General features: G+C 37.5%; 16 protein-coding genes. 10 read left to right on the top strand and 6 right to left on the bottom strand.

The window, feature by feature from the left end; all coding sequences use genetic code 11:
* The first annotated feature begins 26 nt into the window (after positions 1-26).
* A complete protein-coding gene (locus SPK86_RS01890; RefSeq protein ID WP_284139522.1) occupies positions 27-776 on the top strand; it encodes a (S)-benzoin forming benzil reductase in 750 nt (249 codons plus the stop codon).
* A 234-nt stretch (positions 777-1,010) separates the two neighbouring features.
* Entirely contained in the window at positions 1,011-1,769 is a 759-nt protein-coding gene (gene map, locus SPK86_RS01885; protein ID WP_284139521.1) for a type I methionyl aminopeptidase, read from the top strand.
* Between the two features lie 227 nt (positions 1,770-1,996).
* Here map and nhaC read toward each other — a convergent pair whose 3' ends face one another.
* Positions 1,997-3,373 (bottom strand): Na+/H+ antiporter NhaC, encoded by a 1,377-nt coding sequence (gene nhaC, locus SPK86_RS01880; protein ID WP_284139520.1) that lies wholly within the window; start codon positions 3,371-3,373, stop codon positions 1,997-1,999.
* Positions 3,374-3,754: 381 nt separating this feature from the next.
* On the opposite strand from nhaC, the gene SPK86_RS01875 reads away from it, so the two are divergent.
* Together SPK86_RS01875 and SPK86_RS01870 are read left to right on the top strand one after the other, a co-directional pair.
* Complete coding sequence (locus SPK86_RS01875; RefSeq protein ID WP_330948560.1) at positions 3,755-4,489, top strand: AzlC family ABC transporter permease; 735 nt, start codon at positions 3,755-3,757, stop codon at positions 4,487-4,489.
* Complete coding sequence (locus tag SPK86_RS01870; protein WP_284139518.1) at positions 4,486-4,779, top strand: AzlD domain-containing protein; 294 nt, start codon at positions 4,486-4,488, stop codon at positions 4,777-4,779. The genes SPK86_RS01875 and SPK86_RS01870 overlap by 4 nt, the downstream gene beginning before the upstream one ends.
* Before the next feature lie 65 nt (positions 4,780-4,844).
* On the opposite strand, the gene SPK86_RS01865 is transcribed toward SPK86_RS01870, so the two are convergent.
* Positions 4,845-5,732, bottom strand: coding sequence for a cation diffusion facilitator family transporter (locus SPK86_RS01865; protein WP_284139517.1), 888 nt, complete (start codon positions 5,730-5,732; stop codon positions 4,845-4,847).
* A gap of 254 nt (positions 5,733-5,986) precedes the next feature.
* Here SPK86_RS01865 and SPK86_RS01860 point away from each other — a divergent pair, with 254 nt between their 5' ends.
* Both SPK86_RS01860 and SPK86_RS01855 read left to right on the top strand, forming a co-directional pair.
* Positions 5,987-6,220, top strand: coding sequence for an IDEAL domain-containing protein (locus SPK86_RS01860; protein WP_284139516.1), 234 nt, complete (start codon positions 5,987-5,989; stop codon positions 6,218-6,220).
* Positions 6,221-6,433: 213 nt separating this feature from the next.
* Positions 6,434-7,738 (top strand): MFS transporter, encoded by a 1,305-nt coding sequence (locus tag SPK86_RS01855; protein WP_330948559.1) that lies wholly within the window; start codon positions 6,434-6,436, stop codon positions 7,736-7,738.
* A gap of 51 nt (positions 7,739-7,789) precedes the next feature.
* Here the strand turns inward: SPK86_RS01855 and SPK86_RS01850 are convergent, their stop codons facing one another.
* Positions 7,790-8,707, bottom strand: coding sequence for a zinc dependent phospholipase C family protein (locus SPK86_RS01850; RefSeq protein ID WP_330948558.1), 918 nt, complete (start codon positions 8,705-8,707; stop codon positions 7,790-7,792).
* A 293-nt stretch (positions 8,708-9,000) separates the two neighbouring features.
* On the opposite strand from SPK86_RS01850, the gene fumC reads away from it, so the two are divergent.
* Positions 9,001-10,386 (top strand): class II fumarate hydratase, encoded by a 1,386-nt coding sequence (gene fumC / locus SPK86_RS01845; RefSeq protein ID WP_284139513.1) that lies wholly within the window; start codon positions 9,001-9,003, stop codon positions 10,384-10,386.
* 163 nt (positions 10,387-10,549) lie between these two features.
* The gene (locus SPK86_RS01840; RefSeq protein WP_284139512.1) at positions 10,550-10,753 is read left to right on the top strand and encodes an alpha/beta-type small acid-soluble spore protein; all 204 of its coding nucleotides are present in this window, start codon (positions 10,550-10,552) and stop codon (positions 10,751-10,753) included.
* Positions 10,754-10,836: 83 nt separating this feature from the next.
* Here the strand turns inward: SPK86_RS01840 and SPK86_RS01835 are convergent, their stop codons facing one another.
* Entirely contained in the window at positions 10,837-11,934 is a 1,098-nt protein-coding gene (locus tag SPK86_RS01835; RefSeq protein WP_284139511.1) for an ABC transporter ATP-binding protein, read from the bottom strand.
* 124 nt (positions 11,935-12,058) lie between these two features.
* Positions 12,059-12,955 carry a PucR family transcriptional regulator gene (locus tag SPK86_RS01830; protein WP_284139510.1) on the bottom strand — a complete coding sequence of 299 codons (897 nt, stop codon included), beginning with the start codon at positions 12,953-12,955 and terminating at the stop codon, positions 12,059-12,061.
* Between the two features lie 263 nt (positions 12,956-13,218).
* On the opposite strand from SPK86_RS01830, the gene SPK86_RS01825 reads away from it, so the two are divergent.
* Together SPK86_RS01825 and SPK86_RS01820 are read left to right on the top strand one after the other, a co-directional pair.
* Entirely contained in the window at positions 13,219-13,575 is a 357-nt protein-coding gene (locus SPK86_RS01825; RefSeq protein WP_284139509.1) for a YlbF family regulator, read from the top strand.
* A gap of 158 nt (positions 13,576-13,733) precedes the next feature.
* Positions 13,734-14,504: an enoyl-CoA hydratase gene (locus SPK86_RS01820; protein ID WP_284139508.1), complete on the top strand. Its 771-nt coding sequence runs from the start codon at positions 13,734-13,736 to the stop codon at positions 14,502-14,504.
* A 72-nt stretch (positions 14,505-14,576) separates the two neighbouring features.
* Here SPK86_RS01820 and SPK86_RS01815 read toward each other — a convergent pair whose 3' ends face one another.
* Positions 14,577-14,762 carry a YhzD family protein gene (locus SPK86_RS01815; protein ID WP_284139507.1) on the bottom strand — a complete coding sequence of 62 codons (186 nt, stop codon included), beginning with the start codon at positions 14,760-14,762 and terminating at the stop codon, positions 14,577-14,579.
* Between the last annotated feature and the right edge of the window lie 388 nt (positions 14,763-15,150).

Raw genomic sequence — 15,150 nt, 5'->3', positions numbered from 1 at the left:
AGGATCTTAAAGGGGGGGTACTTGAAGTGGAATTGGCGATTATTACGGGTACTTCAAAAGGACTTGGAGAAGCAGTGGCTACGTTGTTTATTGAAAATGGTATTCATGTTATCGGGATTGCGCGCAATGCAAATGTTCGTTTGCAGCAGCTAGCAGTTCAGCATGACGTCTCATACACCCACCTTACTTGTGATTTAGGCGAAGGTGAGCAATTGAAACAAGCGGTCGCTGCTATCAGAGAAGAAGTAAAGCATATGGATTTAAATACAATTTTCTTAATCAATAATGCAGCAGTAGTTGGTCCTGTGAATCAAGCGATGTATGTCGAGCATGAACGGTTAAGTAACCATGTGCATGTTAATTTAGTCGCACCGATGTCTTTGACGAATGCTTGTTTGGAGTTGGCGACGACGCAAGGAATTCCGTTGTATGCTTCTATTGTTACATCGGGTGCAGCAGAACGTCCAGTCTATGGTTGGAGTGCCTATTGTAGTACAAAGGCAGCTGTAAATATGTTTGTTCAAACCGTTGGACTGGAACAAGCTGAACAGGATAGTCATCATCGTGTTATCGCATTTAACCCCGGAATTATGGATACGGAAATGCAAGTAACAATTCGCGATAGTAGCTCTGAGGAGTTTATCGATATTGAGAAATTTAAGAATTACAAAAAGCAAAACTTATTACAGGACCCTTTAACTGTAGCAGACGCATTATTTAATGTAATGAAGAACCGAAGCATGCTTGAAAACGGAAAAATATATGCTGCTAAATAACAGAGATAAAGGCTGCCACACAAATGTTAATTAAGAAACATATGGCAGTCTTTCTTGTTTATTAGCGTATCAGTAGGAAATGCCTATTCAGTTGATATTATGATTTAGTCTGCAAGAATAGGCGCTAATATGTTACACTTTAAATTGGATTAAACGGGTTCCTAATAACAAACGATTGCATATTGTTTGTAATATAAGATGATTTGTATTGATATGAAAAGGAGTAAAAAAGGAATGATTACTAGAAAAAGCAGACGAGAAATTGAGCAAATGCAGAAAGCAGCTGATTTGCTTGTAAAAACACATAAGGAAATTGCCAACATGATTCGACCAGGAATTACGACGATGGAAATCGAATCCTTTGTCGATAAATTTTTAGCGGACCATGGTGCTACCCCAGAGCAAAAGGGCTATAATGGCTATCAATTTGCTACTTGTGCATCCATTAACGATGAAATTTGTCATGGCTTCCCACGTAATGAAACACTTAAGGATGGGGATATTGTTACGATAGATATGGTTGTTAATTTAAACGGTGGTCTTGCAGATTCGGCATGGACTTATGGGGTTGGAAATGTCGATGAAAAAGGGATTCGCTTAATGGACGTAACAAAAACAGCACTGTACAAAGGTATTGAACAGGCGAAAGCTGGAAATCGCTTAGGTGATATTGGGCATGCAATTCAATCCTATGCGGAAGCAGAAGGTTTTTCCGTTGTTCGTGATTTCACTGGTCATGGGATTGGTCCAACAATCCATGAGGACCCTCATGTTCCTCACTTTGGCTTGCCAAATAAAGGGTTACGACTTAAAGAGGGAATGGTAATTACGATTGAGCCAATGATCAATGAAGGAAGCTGGAAGAGTAAAATGGATGATAATGGTTGGACTGCTCGTACGATTGATAAAGGGCGTTCTGCGCAATACGAGCATACGATTGTCATTACGAAAGACGCACCAATTATTTTAACAGAGCAAGATCCAAAACAATAATATTAGAGAAAAAAGCTAGGACAGAACCCACGAAGTCAGATCGTTCATGATTCAGGGTACTGTCTGCTTTTTTTTATGAATAAGATAATGCTATCTTATTCACTAGCCTGAATGTGGCTGCTTTACGCTGGTACAGCCACAGTCTCTACGGAAGAAAACCACTTCCCGCGGGAGTCAGTCTCCTTTCATTAGGCTATCCCTTTGCAGAGGAGTAAAAAATCTAAATCTTATACTTTTGCTTCAATGGCTGCCTTTTTGCTGCCAAAAAGAATCGTAATGATTGGACTCAGTAAGCAGAAAAAGGCAAATGGAACATATGCTAAAACAGATACACCCAACACATCAGCAATAAATACACCACAGACGCTCCAAGGGACTAAAGGATTAATTACTGTCCCAGCATCCTCTAACGTTCGTGATAATGCTTTATTGGATAAGCCGGCTTTTTGATATATTCCTTTATACGTTTCACCTGTAAGCATAATGGACAAGTATTGCTCTCCGATTAAAACATTAATTCCTATCGCTGTTGCAGCAGTGGAAACAATTATGGAACGAGCCCGCTTTAGCCTTTCTTGGAATGAAAGAAGTAATGATGGAATAATACCAGTAACAAACAATAATCCGCCAAATCCTAATGCTACTAAAACGAGTGAAATAGTAAATAGCATGCTTTGAATGCCACCTTTTGTAAGGAGACTATCTACAGGTTCAAAGCCAGTTACGCCTGTATACCCTTCAAACCAAATCATCCATATATCAGACCAAGCTATCCCATTAACAAAAAATGCGAGAAATGTTGCAGTAATAATACTGAGTGAAATAGAAATGAATGCTGGCCATTTTAAAATCGTACACGTTACTAATAGCAGGATTGGAATCCATGCCGTCCAATGGAGTAAGCCTGTTGCAGCTAATGCTTGCTGATACTGACTTGCTACGTCTATCGAAATCGTTTGATTTGGAGAAAGGACGTAGTAGATGACAAAAGAAATAAGGAATGCCGGGATGGTTGTAAGGCTTAAGTGCTTTATATGATCAAATAAATCAACATTTACGATTGTTGATGCTAAATTTGTTGTATCAGATAATGGGGACATTTTGTCTCCAAAAAATGCACCAGACACAATAGCACCAGCAGTAATCGCTAAGGAAGCATCCATAGCACTTCCAATTCCGATAAACGCAACACCAATTGTTGCTGTTGTTGTAAGTGAGCTTCCAAGTGAAACCCCAATTAAAGCAGTAATCGAAAATACAATTGCATAAAATCCTGTACCACCGATAAGCGTGAAACCAGTATCAATCAGCATTGGAATAGTTCCACTAATCATCCAGCTACTAATGAGAACACCAATGAGAAAAAATAAAAATACGGCGGCAATTCCCGTTTTCGCTCCATCAATTAGTCCATTATGAAGATCCTGAAAAGGAATCTTTCGTAAGCTTCCATATGCTACCAGAACCAATATCGAAAGTAATATAGGGATATGAGGAACTGTTCCAAGACGAATGATGAAATAACTGATTAACCCAATGAGTATGATAAAAATGCTTAAAGCTTCGATAAGCTTTGGTGAATATTTTGGTTTAATTGGAAACATCGAACTACCTCCTCTTTTTTTAAAAAACAAAAAACTCCGCCCCCTATAATAGGGACGAAGTTAGCTCCGCGTTACCACCCTGATTGATGCTTTGTAAGTGTTCATTACAAAACATCCACTCATCATGATTAAATCCAAAGGCTGAAATGTGTAATTCAATCAACTCTCCGCCAAAGCTTTCACCAAACGCTTTGTCTCTACATGCTGCACCAGAGTAATCTACTATTCATTTCTGGATTATTATCCATTCATTTTTAAATATTAATTAAGAATATACCGTGAGATGAAAGTAAATGTCAATAGGCAATTTATAAAAACAGCTTTTTAATTTTTCGTAATTGCGTTATAATAGATGAAATTTTGGTTGAGGGGGGAGAAAAAATGGATGCTGCTAAAAGAGAAAAAGTCACTTATTCTCTAGCGGGAAATATGTTTAAAAGAGGCATTACAGTAGGTCTTCCCATTATGCTCGGTTATTTGCCGATTGCAATTACATACGGTGTTTTAGCTAAGCAATCGGGCATGTCTCTGCTTGAGCTAACCTCGATGAGTGTGCTCGTTTTTGCTGGTGCTAGTCAATTTATGGGAGCGGGGATGATTGCGGTTGGAGCGAGTGCAGCAGAAATTATTATCGCGACCTTTGTCCTTAATTTTCGCCATTTTGTCATGAGCTTATCATTTATGAATCGATTACGCAGTATGGATTTAAAATGGAAGCTTCCACTATCTTTAGGGTTAACAGATGAAACATTTGCGGTTTCTGCACTCCATACAACGGAAGCAAAAGAAGAAAAAGGTGCATTTTTTTATGCTGGTTTGTTTTTAACTGCTTATGTAGCTTGGGTTGGCGGATCTTTTTTAGGTGGTGTTCTTGGAGAAATAATTCCAGAGAAATTAAGTCAAAGTATGGGCGTCGCATTATATGCGATGTTTATCGGATTATTAGTACCATCGGTAAAAAAAGAAAAAAGAGTTGGGCTTATCGCCTTGCAGGCAATGGTCATTAATGTATTTTGTCTTTATGTTCTTCAGATGAGTACTGGGTGGTCTATTGTTTGTGGAACAGTAATAGCAGGCGGAAGTGGGATCTTTTTGTTAAAGGAGGAGCAGGCATGATTTTTCTTATTATTATCGGAATGTCCCTTGTAACGATGATTCCAAGAATGGTGCCTGCATTTATCGTTGATCGATTACAATTTCGGGATTGGATTAATCGTTGGCTTGCGGCTATACCATTTGCAGCATTAGGTGCATTAATTTTTCCAGGAATTATGGCAGTAAAGCCAAATGAACCGCATATTGGTCTATTAGGTGGACTGGTAGCCGTGGGATTGTCGTTGCTCGGATTAAATATCATTTTTGTAGTTCTAGGAGCGATTGCTGCAGTATTCTTTTTATCAATTTAATCCCTTTAACATCATTCAATGAATAAAGAAGAATAGAAAAAGTTCGAGCGAAGGAAGATTTTATCCTATTTGCTCGAACTTTTTTGTCCATTAAAGGGCTCAATATGAATATGGGTATACGTTATATTATGCTTTTCAGCTAATAGCTTTTCGATACGTACGGTAATATTATGGCTTTCTTCGACATTTAATTCTGGATCGACTAGTATGGTTATGTCTATTAACGCTTGATTGCCATGAATACGGCCTTTTACATCCTCTACCTTTTTTACTCCTGTTACTTTAGCGATACTTCGTCCTATTTTTTCAAGCTGTTTTTCATCAAAGCCATCTGTTAATGCGTGGCTAGAGTCTTTGAAAATATCCCAGGCAGTTTTACAAATAATAATTCCAACAATAAATCCTGCAAACGGATCTAGCCAATAAAGTCCAAATTGTGCTCCAATAATACCGATAAAAGCCCCAATACTAACAAGTGCGTCTGATCGATTATCTTGGGCTGCGGCATAGAGTGCACCACTTTTAATCTTGCGTGCCAATGTTAGATTATACCAATAAACGATAAACATGATGGCAGCTGCACCAAGAGCAACCCAAGCAGTTAACATATCTGGTTGGACCGTTTCATTTTGCATCACTTTCTTAAATGTGTTGACAACAACTTGTAGACCCACAGCCATCATGACAAATGCGGCAAATAGAGAGGCAATTGTTTCTGCACGGTAGTGTCCATAACGGTGGTCTTGATCTGGAGGCTTTCTAGAGATGCGCAATCCTACTAAAATCGCAACAGATGCAATCACATCTGTTGAATTATTTAAGCCATCAGCACGTAATGCTTCTGAGTTTCCTGCGTAGGCGATAACTAATTTTGTAATGGCTAAAACGAAGTATGCTAGGATACTTACCCAAGCTCCTTTTTCCCCTTGCTTTAAATCATCGATTGAATTCATGGAATTCCTCCAATATGTATATGTACCATATATTATTTCAATAGCTATAACATTTTATCAAAGCAGTAGCTAGTGGGTCTAGAGAAACATTCAAGCGTGAAGGTATATGTATTGACAAGCTGAAATTAAGTTTCATACGGTAAAAAAAGCAAACATTAACAATTAAATGGTAAATTTGCATAATTTTAAATTTTTTATTGCATTTATACGCAAAGTTTAGGATAATAGAATAAAGGAATAGGAGGCGTGACCCCATGAAAAAGGAAAAGGTCATTTATCGTGTCAATCGATATGCTGGAAGGGTACTGCACGCTAAAAGGGAAATTCCGTTTGAAATAAAGCTGACATCCCGACTTATTCTGGATGAATTATGCTTTAATTGGAATAAAAAAAGATTAGAACAACAAATAAATACAAGCATTGATAATGGCGACCAAGAACAATTCAATCGTCTAGGTGAAGTGTACAAACAGTATATATGGGAATAAAATTTATAATTTAAATCCTTGCCTTATTTGGTAAGGGTTTTTTTGCGTAATAAGCAGGTATTATGTCCTGATAGTCTTGTGAAGATTAGGTCTAAAAGGGTGTCCTCTAGAAGAAGCAAAGAATGCAGTTGTTTGGATTAAATATAAAGTTTTCATAAAAAAGTGCTATTCAAGTCGAAATTTTGATAAGCTTACGTAGAAGGGGGAGTGTATGTGAAAAAAAGAAACAAATCAACCTTTAGCTGGGTGTTATATGACTTTGGAAATTCTGCATTTGCTACAACAATTATGGCAGCTGTGCTTCCGACATTTTACTATGATGTTGCAGCAAGCGGTCTGCAAGAAAATTTAGCTGCAAGCTATTGGGGTTATTCCCAATCAATCGCCGCATTGATTGTAGCAGTTCTAGCGCCAATATTAGGAGCGATTAGCGACTTTTCGGCTGCAAAGAAGAAATTTCTCCGTTTTTTTGCGTATATGGGAATAATTGCAAGTGTATTGTTAGCTTTTGTAAATGAAGGAGATTATATTTTTGCTTCCATTCTGTTAATAATTGGTACAATCGGTTTCTCTGGTGGAAATGTGTTCTATGATGCGTTTTTACCGGAAATTGCGAAGGAAGAAGAAATCGATAAAGTATCAGCAGCAGGCTTTGCTTGGGGATATATTGGTGGAGGTATTCTACTTGCTATTAATATTTTACTTATTTTAAAGCATGATTGGTTCGGCATACCCAATGCAACCGTAGCGAGCCAGCTTTCTTTTGCTTCAGTAGGACTATGGTGGTTTATTTTTTCAATTCCTTTGTTCAAGTATATTAAAGAAGAGAAAAAGATTAACGTAAAACGAGAAAAGTCCTATATTTCTATTGGTTTTTCAAGAGTAGGGAGTACGTTTAAAGAGCTTAAGCAATACAAACAATTACTTATATTTTTACTTGCTTTTTGGATGTATAATGATGGTATTTCCACGATAATAAAAATGGCTACTATTTATGGTAGAGATATTGGAATAGAGCAAAATGACTTAATTGCAGCCTTATTAATCACGCAATTTGTCGGGATACCATGCACGTTTTTCTTTGGATGGTTAGCAAAGAAGATCACCGCGAAACGTGCTTTAACAATATCATTATACGTTTATATGGCAATTGTATTATTCGGATATTTCATGAACACTGCAATCCATTTTTACATTTTGGCTATTTGTGTAGGTTTTGTTCAAGGTGGAGCACAATCAATGAGTAGATCTATTTTTGGTAGGATGGTTCCAGACAACAAGCATGCAGAATTTTTTGGGTTTTATGGCATATCATCCAAATTTGCAGCGATTTTTGGACCGTTTATTTTCGCACTCGTTGGGCAGCTTACTGGTTCCAGTAGACTAGGCATTGTTTCGCTCATGTTTTTCTTTATAGTTGGTATTATTTTATTAAAATTTGTAAATGTCGAGCAGGGGATAAAGGATGCACAGCGGTTAACTAAGCCAAGTGAAGTTGTAGAGATCAAGGTTAAATAACGGCTAGAGTGTCTAATGCAAAAACCGCAGTTAAGCTGCGGTTTTGTTCTGTTAGACAATTGGTTCGCTATATTTATTTTCTAGCGCTAATTCAATCGGTTTACCAGTATCATATGAAATATTTCCTATTAATGCTTTTATTTTGTCTAGCTCAATATCTTTTTCCGAATCCCAATAAAGAAGGACAGCTGTCATAATTTCAATGGCTTCTGCTCTTCCTTTTTCATATAAATCAATAAAGCTTTCAGTCGATATTTCCCCAGTTGCTGGATGCTTCCAAGCTGTATGCGCTAAGTTTAAATAATCCACTTGATTTTTTACAGGTTGATGGGAGTATGCAGAAACAAGGGATTTTAGCAGGGCATTTTTCCAACCGTATGGATCTGAAAGAAGCTTCAAAGCTAGCTTCATATCACGATAAGCTTTTTGAATATAGGAAGATGATGATTTCGCAATGTCTGGATAATGCTTCTGAATGGTTTCGTGAAGCAATTCTACAATGCTGGCATTTAAACGTGTTCCAACATTAATTTCTTTGTAGACAGGTGTTTTCCATGTTTTTAAATTATGGTATTTTTCCATCATAATTGTATCAATGATAACCTCAAGTCTTTGGTGATTATTGCTATTATATCCTGCGCGATAATTGATATATGGATGTGTATTGCGATCCAAAATATGGTGTGTAATAAAACCAAACACATAGGCCCGAACTTCTTTATCCATTGCTTTAGCAGAGGTTATTAAATCAAGCAGAAATGGGCCACAATGGTTTGAGTGTAGCTGCATCCCAATTTCATGAACAGGTTCATTTTTTATCCATGGCCAAAAATTATAATAAAAAAATGGATCTGGCCCTTGTGCACCGAGTTTTAACATCGAATCATATTTAAAGTATGGATCTGGAGAATTGCCAATTGTATCAATTACATCTTCACAGAAAAGCATATGTGTCCAAATATTTGGCACTCGTAAAACCTCCTATCGTACCTTTCTGTTGAAAAATCGTATATCCAAACAGTTATTATAGTAGTAAATGCAAAAAGAGTAAACGATTAAAACAACTTCTAACAGTATAAATGATAAAAACGCTCATTTGTGTCACTAAAGTAGACAAATTTATGACTTTCCGTTGTTTCTATGGAAAAGTTTCAGATGGTTACCTATACATAAAAATTTGATACAATAGAAGCGGATGAGGAAGGATATGCATACATATTGTATGTTATGCGAATTTTAGAGAACATAGGGAGGAAATGAGGATGGATTATCGAATCGAACAGGATACGTTAGGGGAAGTGAAGGTACCCGCAGATAAGTACTGGGGAGCACAAACACAGCGAAGTAAGCAAAACTTTCCAATCGGAAATGAAAAAATGCCCAAAGAGATTATTCAGTCATTTGCAATTTTAAAACAAAGTGCAGCACAAGCGAATCATGAACTTGGTCTATTATCAGAAAATAAAGCAGCAGCGATTGCTCATGCAGCAGGATTAATTGTTGCTGGGGAATTAGATGATCACTTTCCATTAGTTGTTTGGCAAACTGGGAGTGGTACGCAATCCAATATGAATGTTAACGAAGTGATTGCTTATGCAGGAAATAAGTGGCTAGAGGCGCAAGGAAGTGAAGAAAGACTTCATCCGAATGATGATGTTAATAAGTCACAAAGCTCTAATGATACATATCCTACTTCGTTACATGTTGCAGCGGCCTTAAAGCTTGAAGAAGCAGTACTACCAGCGCTACAAGCATTAAAAGCAACCTTCAAGGAAAAGATGGATGCTTTTGAACATATCGTAAAAATTGGTCGAACGCATTTACAGGATGCAACGCCATTGACTTTAGGACAGGAAATAAGTGGTTGGCATCGGATGCTTGAGCGAAGTGAAATGATGATTTCTGAAAGTGCACAGCATTTAAAAGAGCTTGCAATAGGTGGGACGGCAGTTGGTACAGGATTAAATGCCCATCCAGAATTTTCCGAGCGCGTATGTGCCGCAATAAGTGATGTAACGAAAAATGAATTTCGTTCTGCTCCAAATAAATTTCATTCATTAACAAGCTATGATGAGCTTGTTTATGCGCATGGGGCATTAAAAGCACTTGCTGCCGATATGATGAAAATAGCAAATGATGTTCGTTGGCTTTCTAGTGGTCCGCGCTGTGGAATTGGAGAAATAACCATTCCATCAAATGAACCTGGTAGCTCTATTATGCCTGGAAAGGTCAATCCAACACAATCCGAAGCGGTGACAATGGTAGTTGCACAGGTGATGGGCAATGATGCGACAATTGGTTTTGCTGCTAGCCAAGGGAATTTTGAATTGAATGTCTTTAAGCCTGTAATGGCATATAATTTCTTGCAATCCTGTCAGCTGCTCGCAGATAGTATGCTGTCGTTTGATGTGCGCTGTGCACAGGGGATTGAACCGAATTATGATCAAATCGAACGGTATTTAAATGATTCGTTAATGCTTGTAACTGCATTAAATCCACATATCGGCTATGAAAATGCTGCGAAAATTGCCAAGAAAGCATTTGCCGATCAGTCTACCTTAAAAGAAGCAGCTGTTGCATTAGGGCTGTTAACATCAGAACAATTTGATAAGTTTGTTAAACCGAAAGAAATGACATATCCTAAATAATGAACAAGGCAAGCCGAATTCTGGCTTGCCTTTTCATTTCCTGTACAAAAAAGTGGCTCCCTATTCTAAATAATTAGTAGTAATTCAAGCACAAATTACCAAGCAATTTTTGTGATATTAATTCTGAAACTGCCAACAATACTTAGTACAGGAGGTGATACACATGGCAAACAACAACAGCTCAAATCAAATTTTAGTTTATGGTGCTCAGCAAGCAATCGACCAAATGAAGCAAGAAATCGCACAAGAATTTGGCGTAACGCTTGGTGCTGATACAACATCTCGTGCTAACGGTTCTGTAGGTGGAGAAATCACAAAACGTCTTGTTGCAACTGCACAACAGCAACTTGGTGGACAACAATATTAATAACGATGGCCTAAAGGGATAATCCCCCTTATAGACTATAAAAGGGAAAGCCAACTGGCTTTCCCTTTTTGTTTGAGTGAATTTTAATGGATACGTAGTTCTGTTTCTGTATCGAAGAAATGTGCGCTATTCATATCAAGTGCAAGTTCGATACTTTGTCCACCTTGGATATCTGTACGAGAATCTACTCGAGCAATAAAATCCTGGTTATTTATTTTGGAATAAAGGAAGGTTTCTGCTCCCATTAATTCTGCAACATCAACATGCGCTGTAATTTTTGTTTCCGGAGTGGAATCAATGAAAACAGGCTCGTCATGAATGTCTTCTGGTCGAATGCCAAGTACAATATCTTTATCAACATAGCCTTGGTCGCGAAGCACTTTCATTTTACCTTCTGGTACTTTAATCTTTATTTCATCCATTACAAAATAGCCTTCTGTTAATTTTCCGTTTAAGAAGTTCATGGATGGAGATCCAATAAAGCCACCTACAAAGATGTTTTCAGGAAAATCATACACTTCTTTTGGAGCACCAACCTGTTGAATCACGCCATCCTTCATAACAACCAGTCGTGTAGCCATTGTCATTGCTTCTGTCTGATCATGTGTTACATAAATGGTTGTCGTTTGCAGACGTTGATGAAGCTTTTGAATTTCTGCACGCATTTGTACGCGAAGCTTTGCATCCAAGTTTGATAGTGGTTCATCCATTAGGAAAACCTTTGCGTCTCTAACAATTGCTCGTCCAAGTGCTACACGCTGTCTTTGTCCACCCGACAATGCTTTTGGTTTTCGATCTAAATAGTTTTCCAAGCCAAGAATTTTAGCAGCGTTTTTAACACGCTTATCAATTTCTTCTTTTTTGAATTTCCGTAGTTTTAGACCGAATGCCATATTATCATACACATTCATATGTGGATAAAGTGCATAGTTTTGGAACACCATTGCGATATCGCGATCTTTTGGAGCTACATCGTTCATCTTTTTGTCGTCAATATAAAATTCACCATCGGTTATTTCCTCAAGGCCTGCAATCATCCGTAGTGTCGTTGATTTCCCACAACCAGATGGTCCAACAAAAACGATAAATTCTTTATCTTTAATATGTAAATTAAAATCATCTACTGCAACTACTTTTTTATCGTACATTTTTTGAATATGCTCTAAGCGTAATTCTGCCATGTGTTTCCCCTCCAATAAATAATGTAAACGCATTCTTTCTTTAACTATAGTATAAAGAATGAAGTGGATTCATGTAATAGGAAACATGCACAAAGATTTTCAATCATTTTGTGCATGTTTACGGCTAAGCATTTTGTTTTTGGTTGTTTTTATGAGATAATATCGCAAAATATACGGTAACGGCTTGACGAAAATCGCGGATATCAAACCCTGTTTTATCGATAAATTTATCAATGCGATATTGCAAACTGTTTCGATGCATGTACAATCGCTTTGCTGTAACTGACAGATTTAAATTACAGGCAATAAACATTTCGACGGTTTGCAGTAGTTCTGTATCATACAAACACTCTTTTAAAACGAGTGTCGGCAATTCGTTTATAAAGGACGGCTCTGCATGATCCATAATTATGTAAGGAATGGCATCCGTGTATGTAATTACATGCATATCCGTTAATGAAAAGGCAGTTTTTGCCTGCGATGTAATCGTTTGATGGTAGTGTGGTAATTGCTGTAAATCTTGCTGATAATGACCAACATAAAATCGAATATTTACATACATATCACTCATCAGTACATCAATAATTTCTTCATAGGAAATGGCATCATCAGTTGTCGATTTTTCTTCAATAAGAATTCCTTCACGTGTAGTCTTCCAGAGAATAGGTACATCTTTATTAAAAAGGGCGCAAATAGCATCCTTGAATGTGGCTGGGTCCATTTCTTTTGATTCTATTGAGAAGTACACAAAGCGAAAAGGAAAAGCTTGTTTATTCGATCCGTTTTCAGCATGTTTTATTCGATCGTTCCATAGCCGTTCCTTTTCTGTCCAAACGGGAAAAACGGCATGATATGGATCGAAAAATGTATGAAGAATGGATATATCTCTATCAGTTAATTCCGATTTATGAATACCGATTACTTTTCGGTCTTCTGTTAAAAACCATTCATAATCCATACTTATTGGTTGTTCTACATCTACGACTAACGTAGAAAAAACGTTTTTCAATTGTTTTAACATGATAAAAAACCTCTTTTCACAGGGCTTTCATTCATTATAGCAATGTTAAGTGAAGAGAAAAACAATTTTCATTCAACGCTATTTTTTTCGAAACGCTATACATGCGTGTACACGTTTGTTATAGTGGTTCTAGATAGAAACCAAAAGCAGAAGATGCTGTGGAGGACGAAACTACATAGAATAAGGCAGTGTCAATGCTGTGACAAGATATGAAGCAGCCTTTTGGAATTCGTATTCTATGATGATGGGAAGGGTGAAAAAATATGCCTAATATGTATGATAGTGCTTATGACTTGGAAAAAGCAATACGAGAAAGCGTGGAATTTCAGGAGCTTAAGCAGGCATTTGAAACAGTAATGAACGATTCAGCTGCTAAAAAAATGTTCGAAGATTTTCGCGATACGCAAATGCAGCTTCAAGAAAAGCAAATGCAAGGCTTAGAAATTTCCGAAGAAGAGGTAGAAAAGGCAAAAAGCATTGTTGAGCTTGTTCAACAACATGAAGCTATTTCTCGTTTGATGGAGAAAGAACAACGTTTAAATATTGTGATTAATGAGATTAGCAGGATTATTACAAAGCCTTTAGAAGAGCTTTATGGCGCAGAGGAAGCAAAGCATTAAATCTATGTACATGTATCCAAATAGACCCAAATGTGTGGGTCTATTTTTTTATCCCTATTTTTGTGGGAATTTAGAAAAATCTGCTTTCGGAATAAAGGGTTTTTCTCCTTCTAGTCGAAATAGTGTTATATAGGTTGTCATTAGAAGGAGGAAGAAGTATGAATACCGTTTTATATCAAAGTATCGATCACATATCATATATTAAATTAAATCGGCCTGATCGATACAATGCATTAAACTTAGAAATGCTTGATGAACTTTTACAGGCAATCGAACAAGCCGAAAAAAACGAGGATCGTGTCCTTATTCTTACTGGTGAAGGAAAGGCTTTTTCTGCTGGTGGAGACATAAGCATGATGAGTGACTGGAGTAACAAGCAGTTTTTCGATGATGTCATGCAAACAATCGAAAAAATTGTTTCGAAGCTCTTTTTGATGCCTAAGCTAGTTATTTCCGCAGTAAATGGTTCCACAGCTGGTTTAGGTCTAAGCTTGGCATTAACAGCTGATTATATTATTGCAGAGAAAGAAGCACAGCTTGGTATGCTGTTCCTTGGCGTTGGTCTTGCTCCGGATGGAGGAGGCCATTATTGGGTGGAAAAACGGCTAGGTACCCATCAAGCAAAGCAGTTTATTTGGAGTATGAAACAGGTCAATGGCTTAAAAGCAAAAGAAATGGGGCTTGTTGATATTTTAGTGGAGGAAGCTGTGCTGGATGCTGCAACGATGCACGGTAAAAAGCTTTTAGCAGCTCCTCTCGAAGCAATGATAAAAACAAAAATGCTCTACCATACAGAACAAAGGAATACATTAAAGCGATATTTAGAGAAAGAGCGGGAAAATCAATGGTCGCTTCGACTAACGGAAGATCATAAAGAAGGGGTTAGTGCTTTTTTAGAAAAGCGTCAACCAATGTTTACAGGTAAATAATCAAACCCGACTTCTGTACTGGCTTAAGGCTAGTTCATGAAGTCGGGTTTTGTTTAGAGACGGGAATTACGATCAGCGGTGAAATAAGACTAGTTTTGCATCGGGCGAAACACAGCGATGTGTATGTTCACTGTATCCTTTTTCTTCTAGCTTTGCTTTTCCAATTTGTTGTGCTTCTTCATTATTCGTTGCTTCAAAGCTTTCTTCGAATAAAAGCTCTCCAGCTTTATCAAAAACGGTTAATACATAGGTTTTCATAAATGTCCCCTCCAGTTGCTTCGTTTCTATATAATATATTCTCTCTAAAGTTTGAAAATCCTGCATATTATTTCGTAAAAGTAATCTTGTATTATTTTATTGCATTGCACTGCAAGCGGACGCTTTCCGCGAGGCATGGCTTGAGCCTCCTCGCTCACAAAAACGTTTCGCTGTGGGATCTCAAGACACATGCTTTTCTCGCAGGAGTCGCCGCCTTTCGTTTCAAGCAAGTCGTTTTCAGGTTCTCTTATTTCTTTTTTAAAAATGGTTCCTTGATTATTAATATTTCGTAAAAGCTATTATATTAAATCTGTTGCATTGCACTGCAAGCGGACGCTTTCCGCGAGGCATGGCTTGAGCCTCCTCGCTCACAAAAACGTTTCGCTGT

Source organism: Virgibacillus sp. MG-45, assembly GCF_036409425.1.
Lineage (GTDB): Bacteria > Bacillota > Bacilli > Bacillales > Amphibacillaceae > LDC-1.
The sequence above is the reverse complement of the archived record's forward strand: the minus strand, read 5'-3'. Positions and strand labels throughout refer to the sequence as shown.

What these genes read in the sequence shown, in the direction of transcription:
- fumC (WP_284139513.1), top strand. Translation starts at nt 9,001, where the DNA reads ATGGATTATCGAATCGAACAGGATACGTTAGGGGAAGTGAAGGTACCC.
- SPK86_RS01840 (WP_284139512.1), top strand. Translation starts at nt 10,550, where the DNA reads ATGGCAAACAACAACAGCTCAAATCAAATTTTAGTTTATGGTGCTCAG.
- nhaC (WP_284139520.1), bottom strand. Translation starts at nt 3,373, where the DNA reads ATGTTTCCAATTAAACCAAAATATTCACCAAAGCTTATCGAAGCTTTA.
- SPK86_RS01825 (WP_284139509.1), top strand. Translation starts at nt 13,219, where the DNA reads ATGCCTAATATGTATGATAGTGCTTATGACTTGGAAAAAGCAATACGA.
- map (WP_284139521.1), top strand. Translation starts at nt 1,011, where the DNA reads ATGATTACTAGAAAAAGCAGACGAGAAATTGAGCAAATGCAGAAAGCA.
- SPK86_RS01870 (WP_284139518.1), top strand. Translation starts at nt 4,486, where the DNA reads ATGATTTTTCTTATTATTATCGGAATGTCCCTTGTAACGATGATTCCA.
- SPK86_RS01865 (WP_284139517.1), bottom strand. Translation starts at nt 5,732, where the DNA reads ATGAATTCAATCGATGATTTAAAGCAAGGGGAAAAAGGAGCTTGGGTA.
- SPK86_RS01830 (WP_284139510.1), bottom strand. Translation starts at nt 12,955, where the DNA reads ATGTTAAAACAATTGAAAAACGTTTTTTCTACGTTAGTCGTAGATGTA.
- SPK86_RS01820 (WP_284139508.1), top strand. Translation starts at nt 13,734, where the DNA reads ATGAATACCGTTTTATATCAAAGTATCGATCACATATCATATATTAAA.
- SPK86_RS01835 (WP_284139511.1), bottom strand. Translation starts at nt 11,934, where the DNA reads ATGGCAGAATTACGCTTAGAGCATATTCAAAAAATGTACGATAAAAAA.
- SPK86_RS01815 (WP_284139507.1), bottom strand. Translation starts at nt 14,762, where the DNA reads ATGAAAACCTATGTATTAACCGTTTTTGATAAAGCTGGAGAGCTTTTA.
- SPK86_RS01875 (WP_330948560.1), top strand. Translation starts at nt 3,755, where the DNA reads ATGGATGCTGCTAAAAGAGAAAAAGTCACTTATTCTCTAGCGGGAAAT.
- SPK86_RS01860 (WP_284139516.1), top strand. Translation starts at nt 5,987, where the DNA reads ATGAAAAAGGAAAAGGTCATTTATCGTGTCAATCGATATGCTGGAAGG.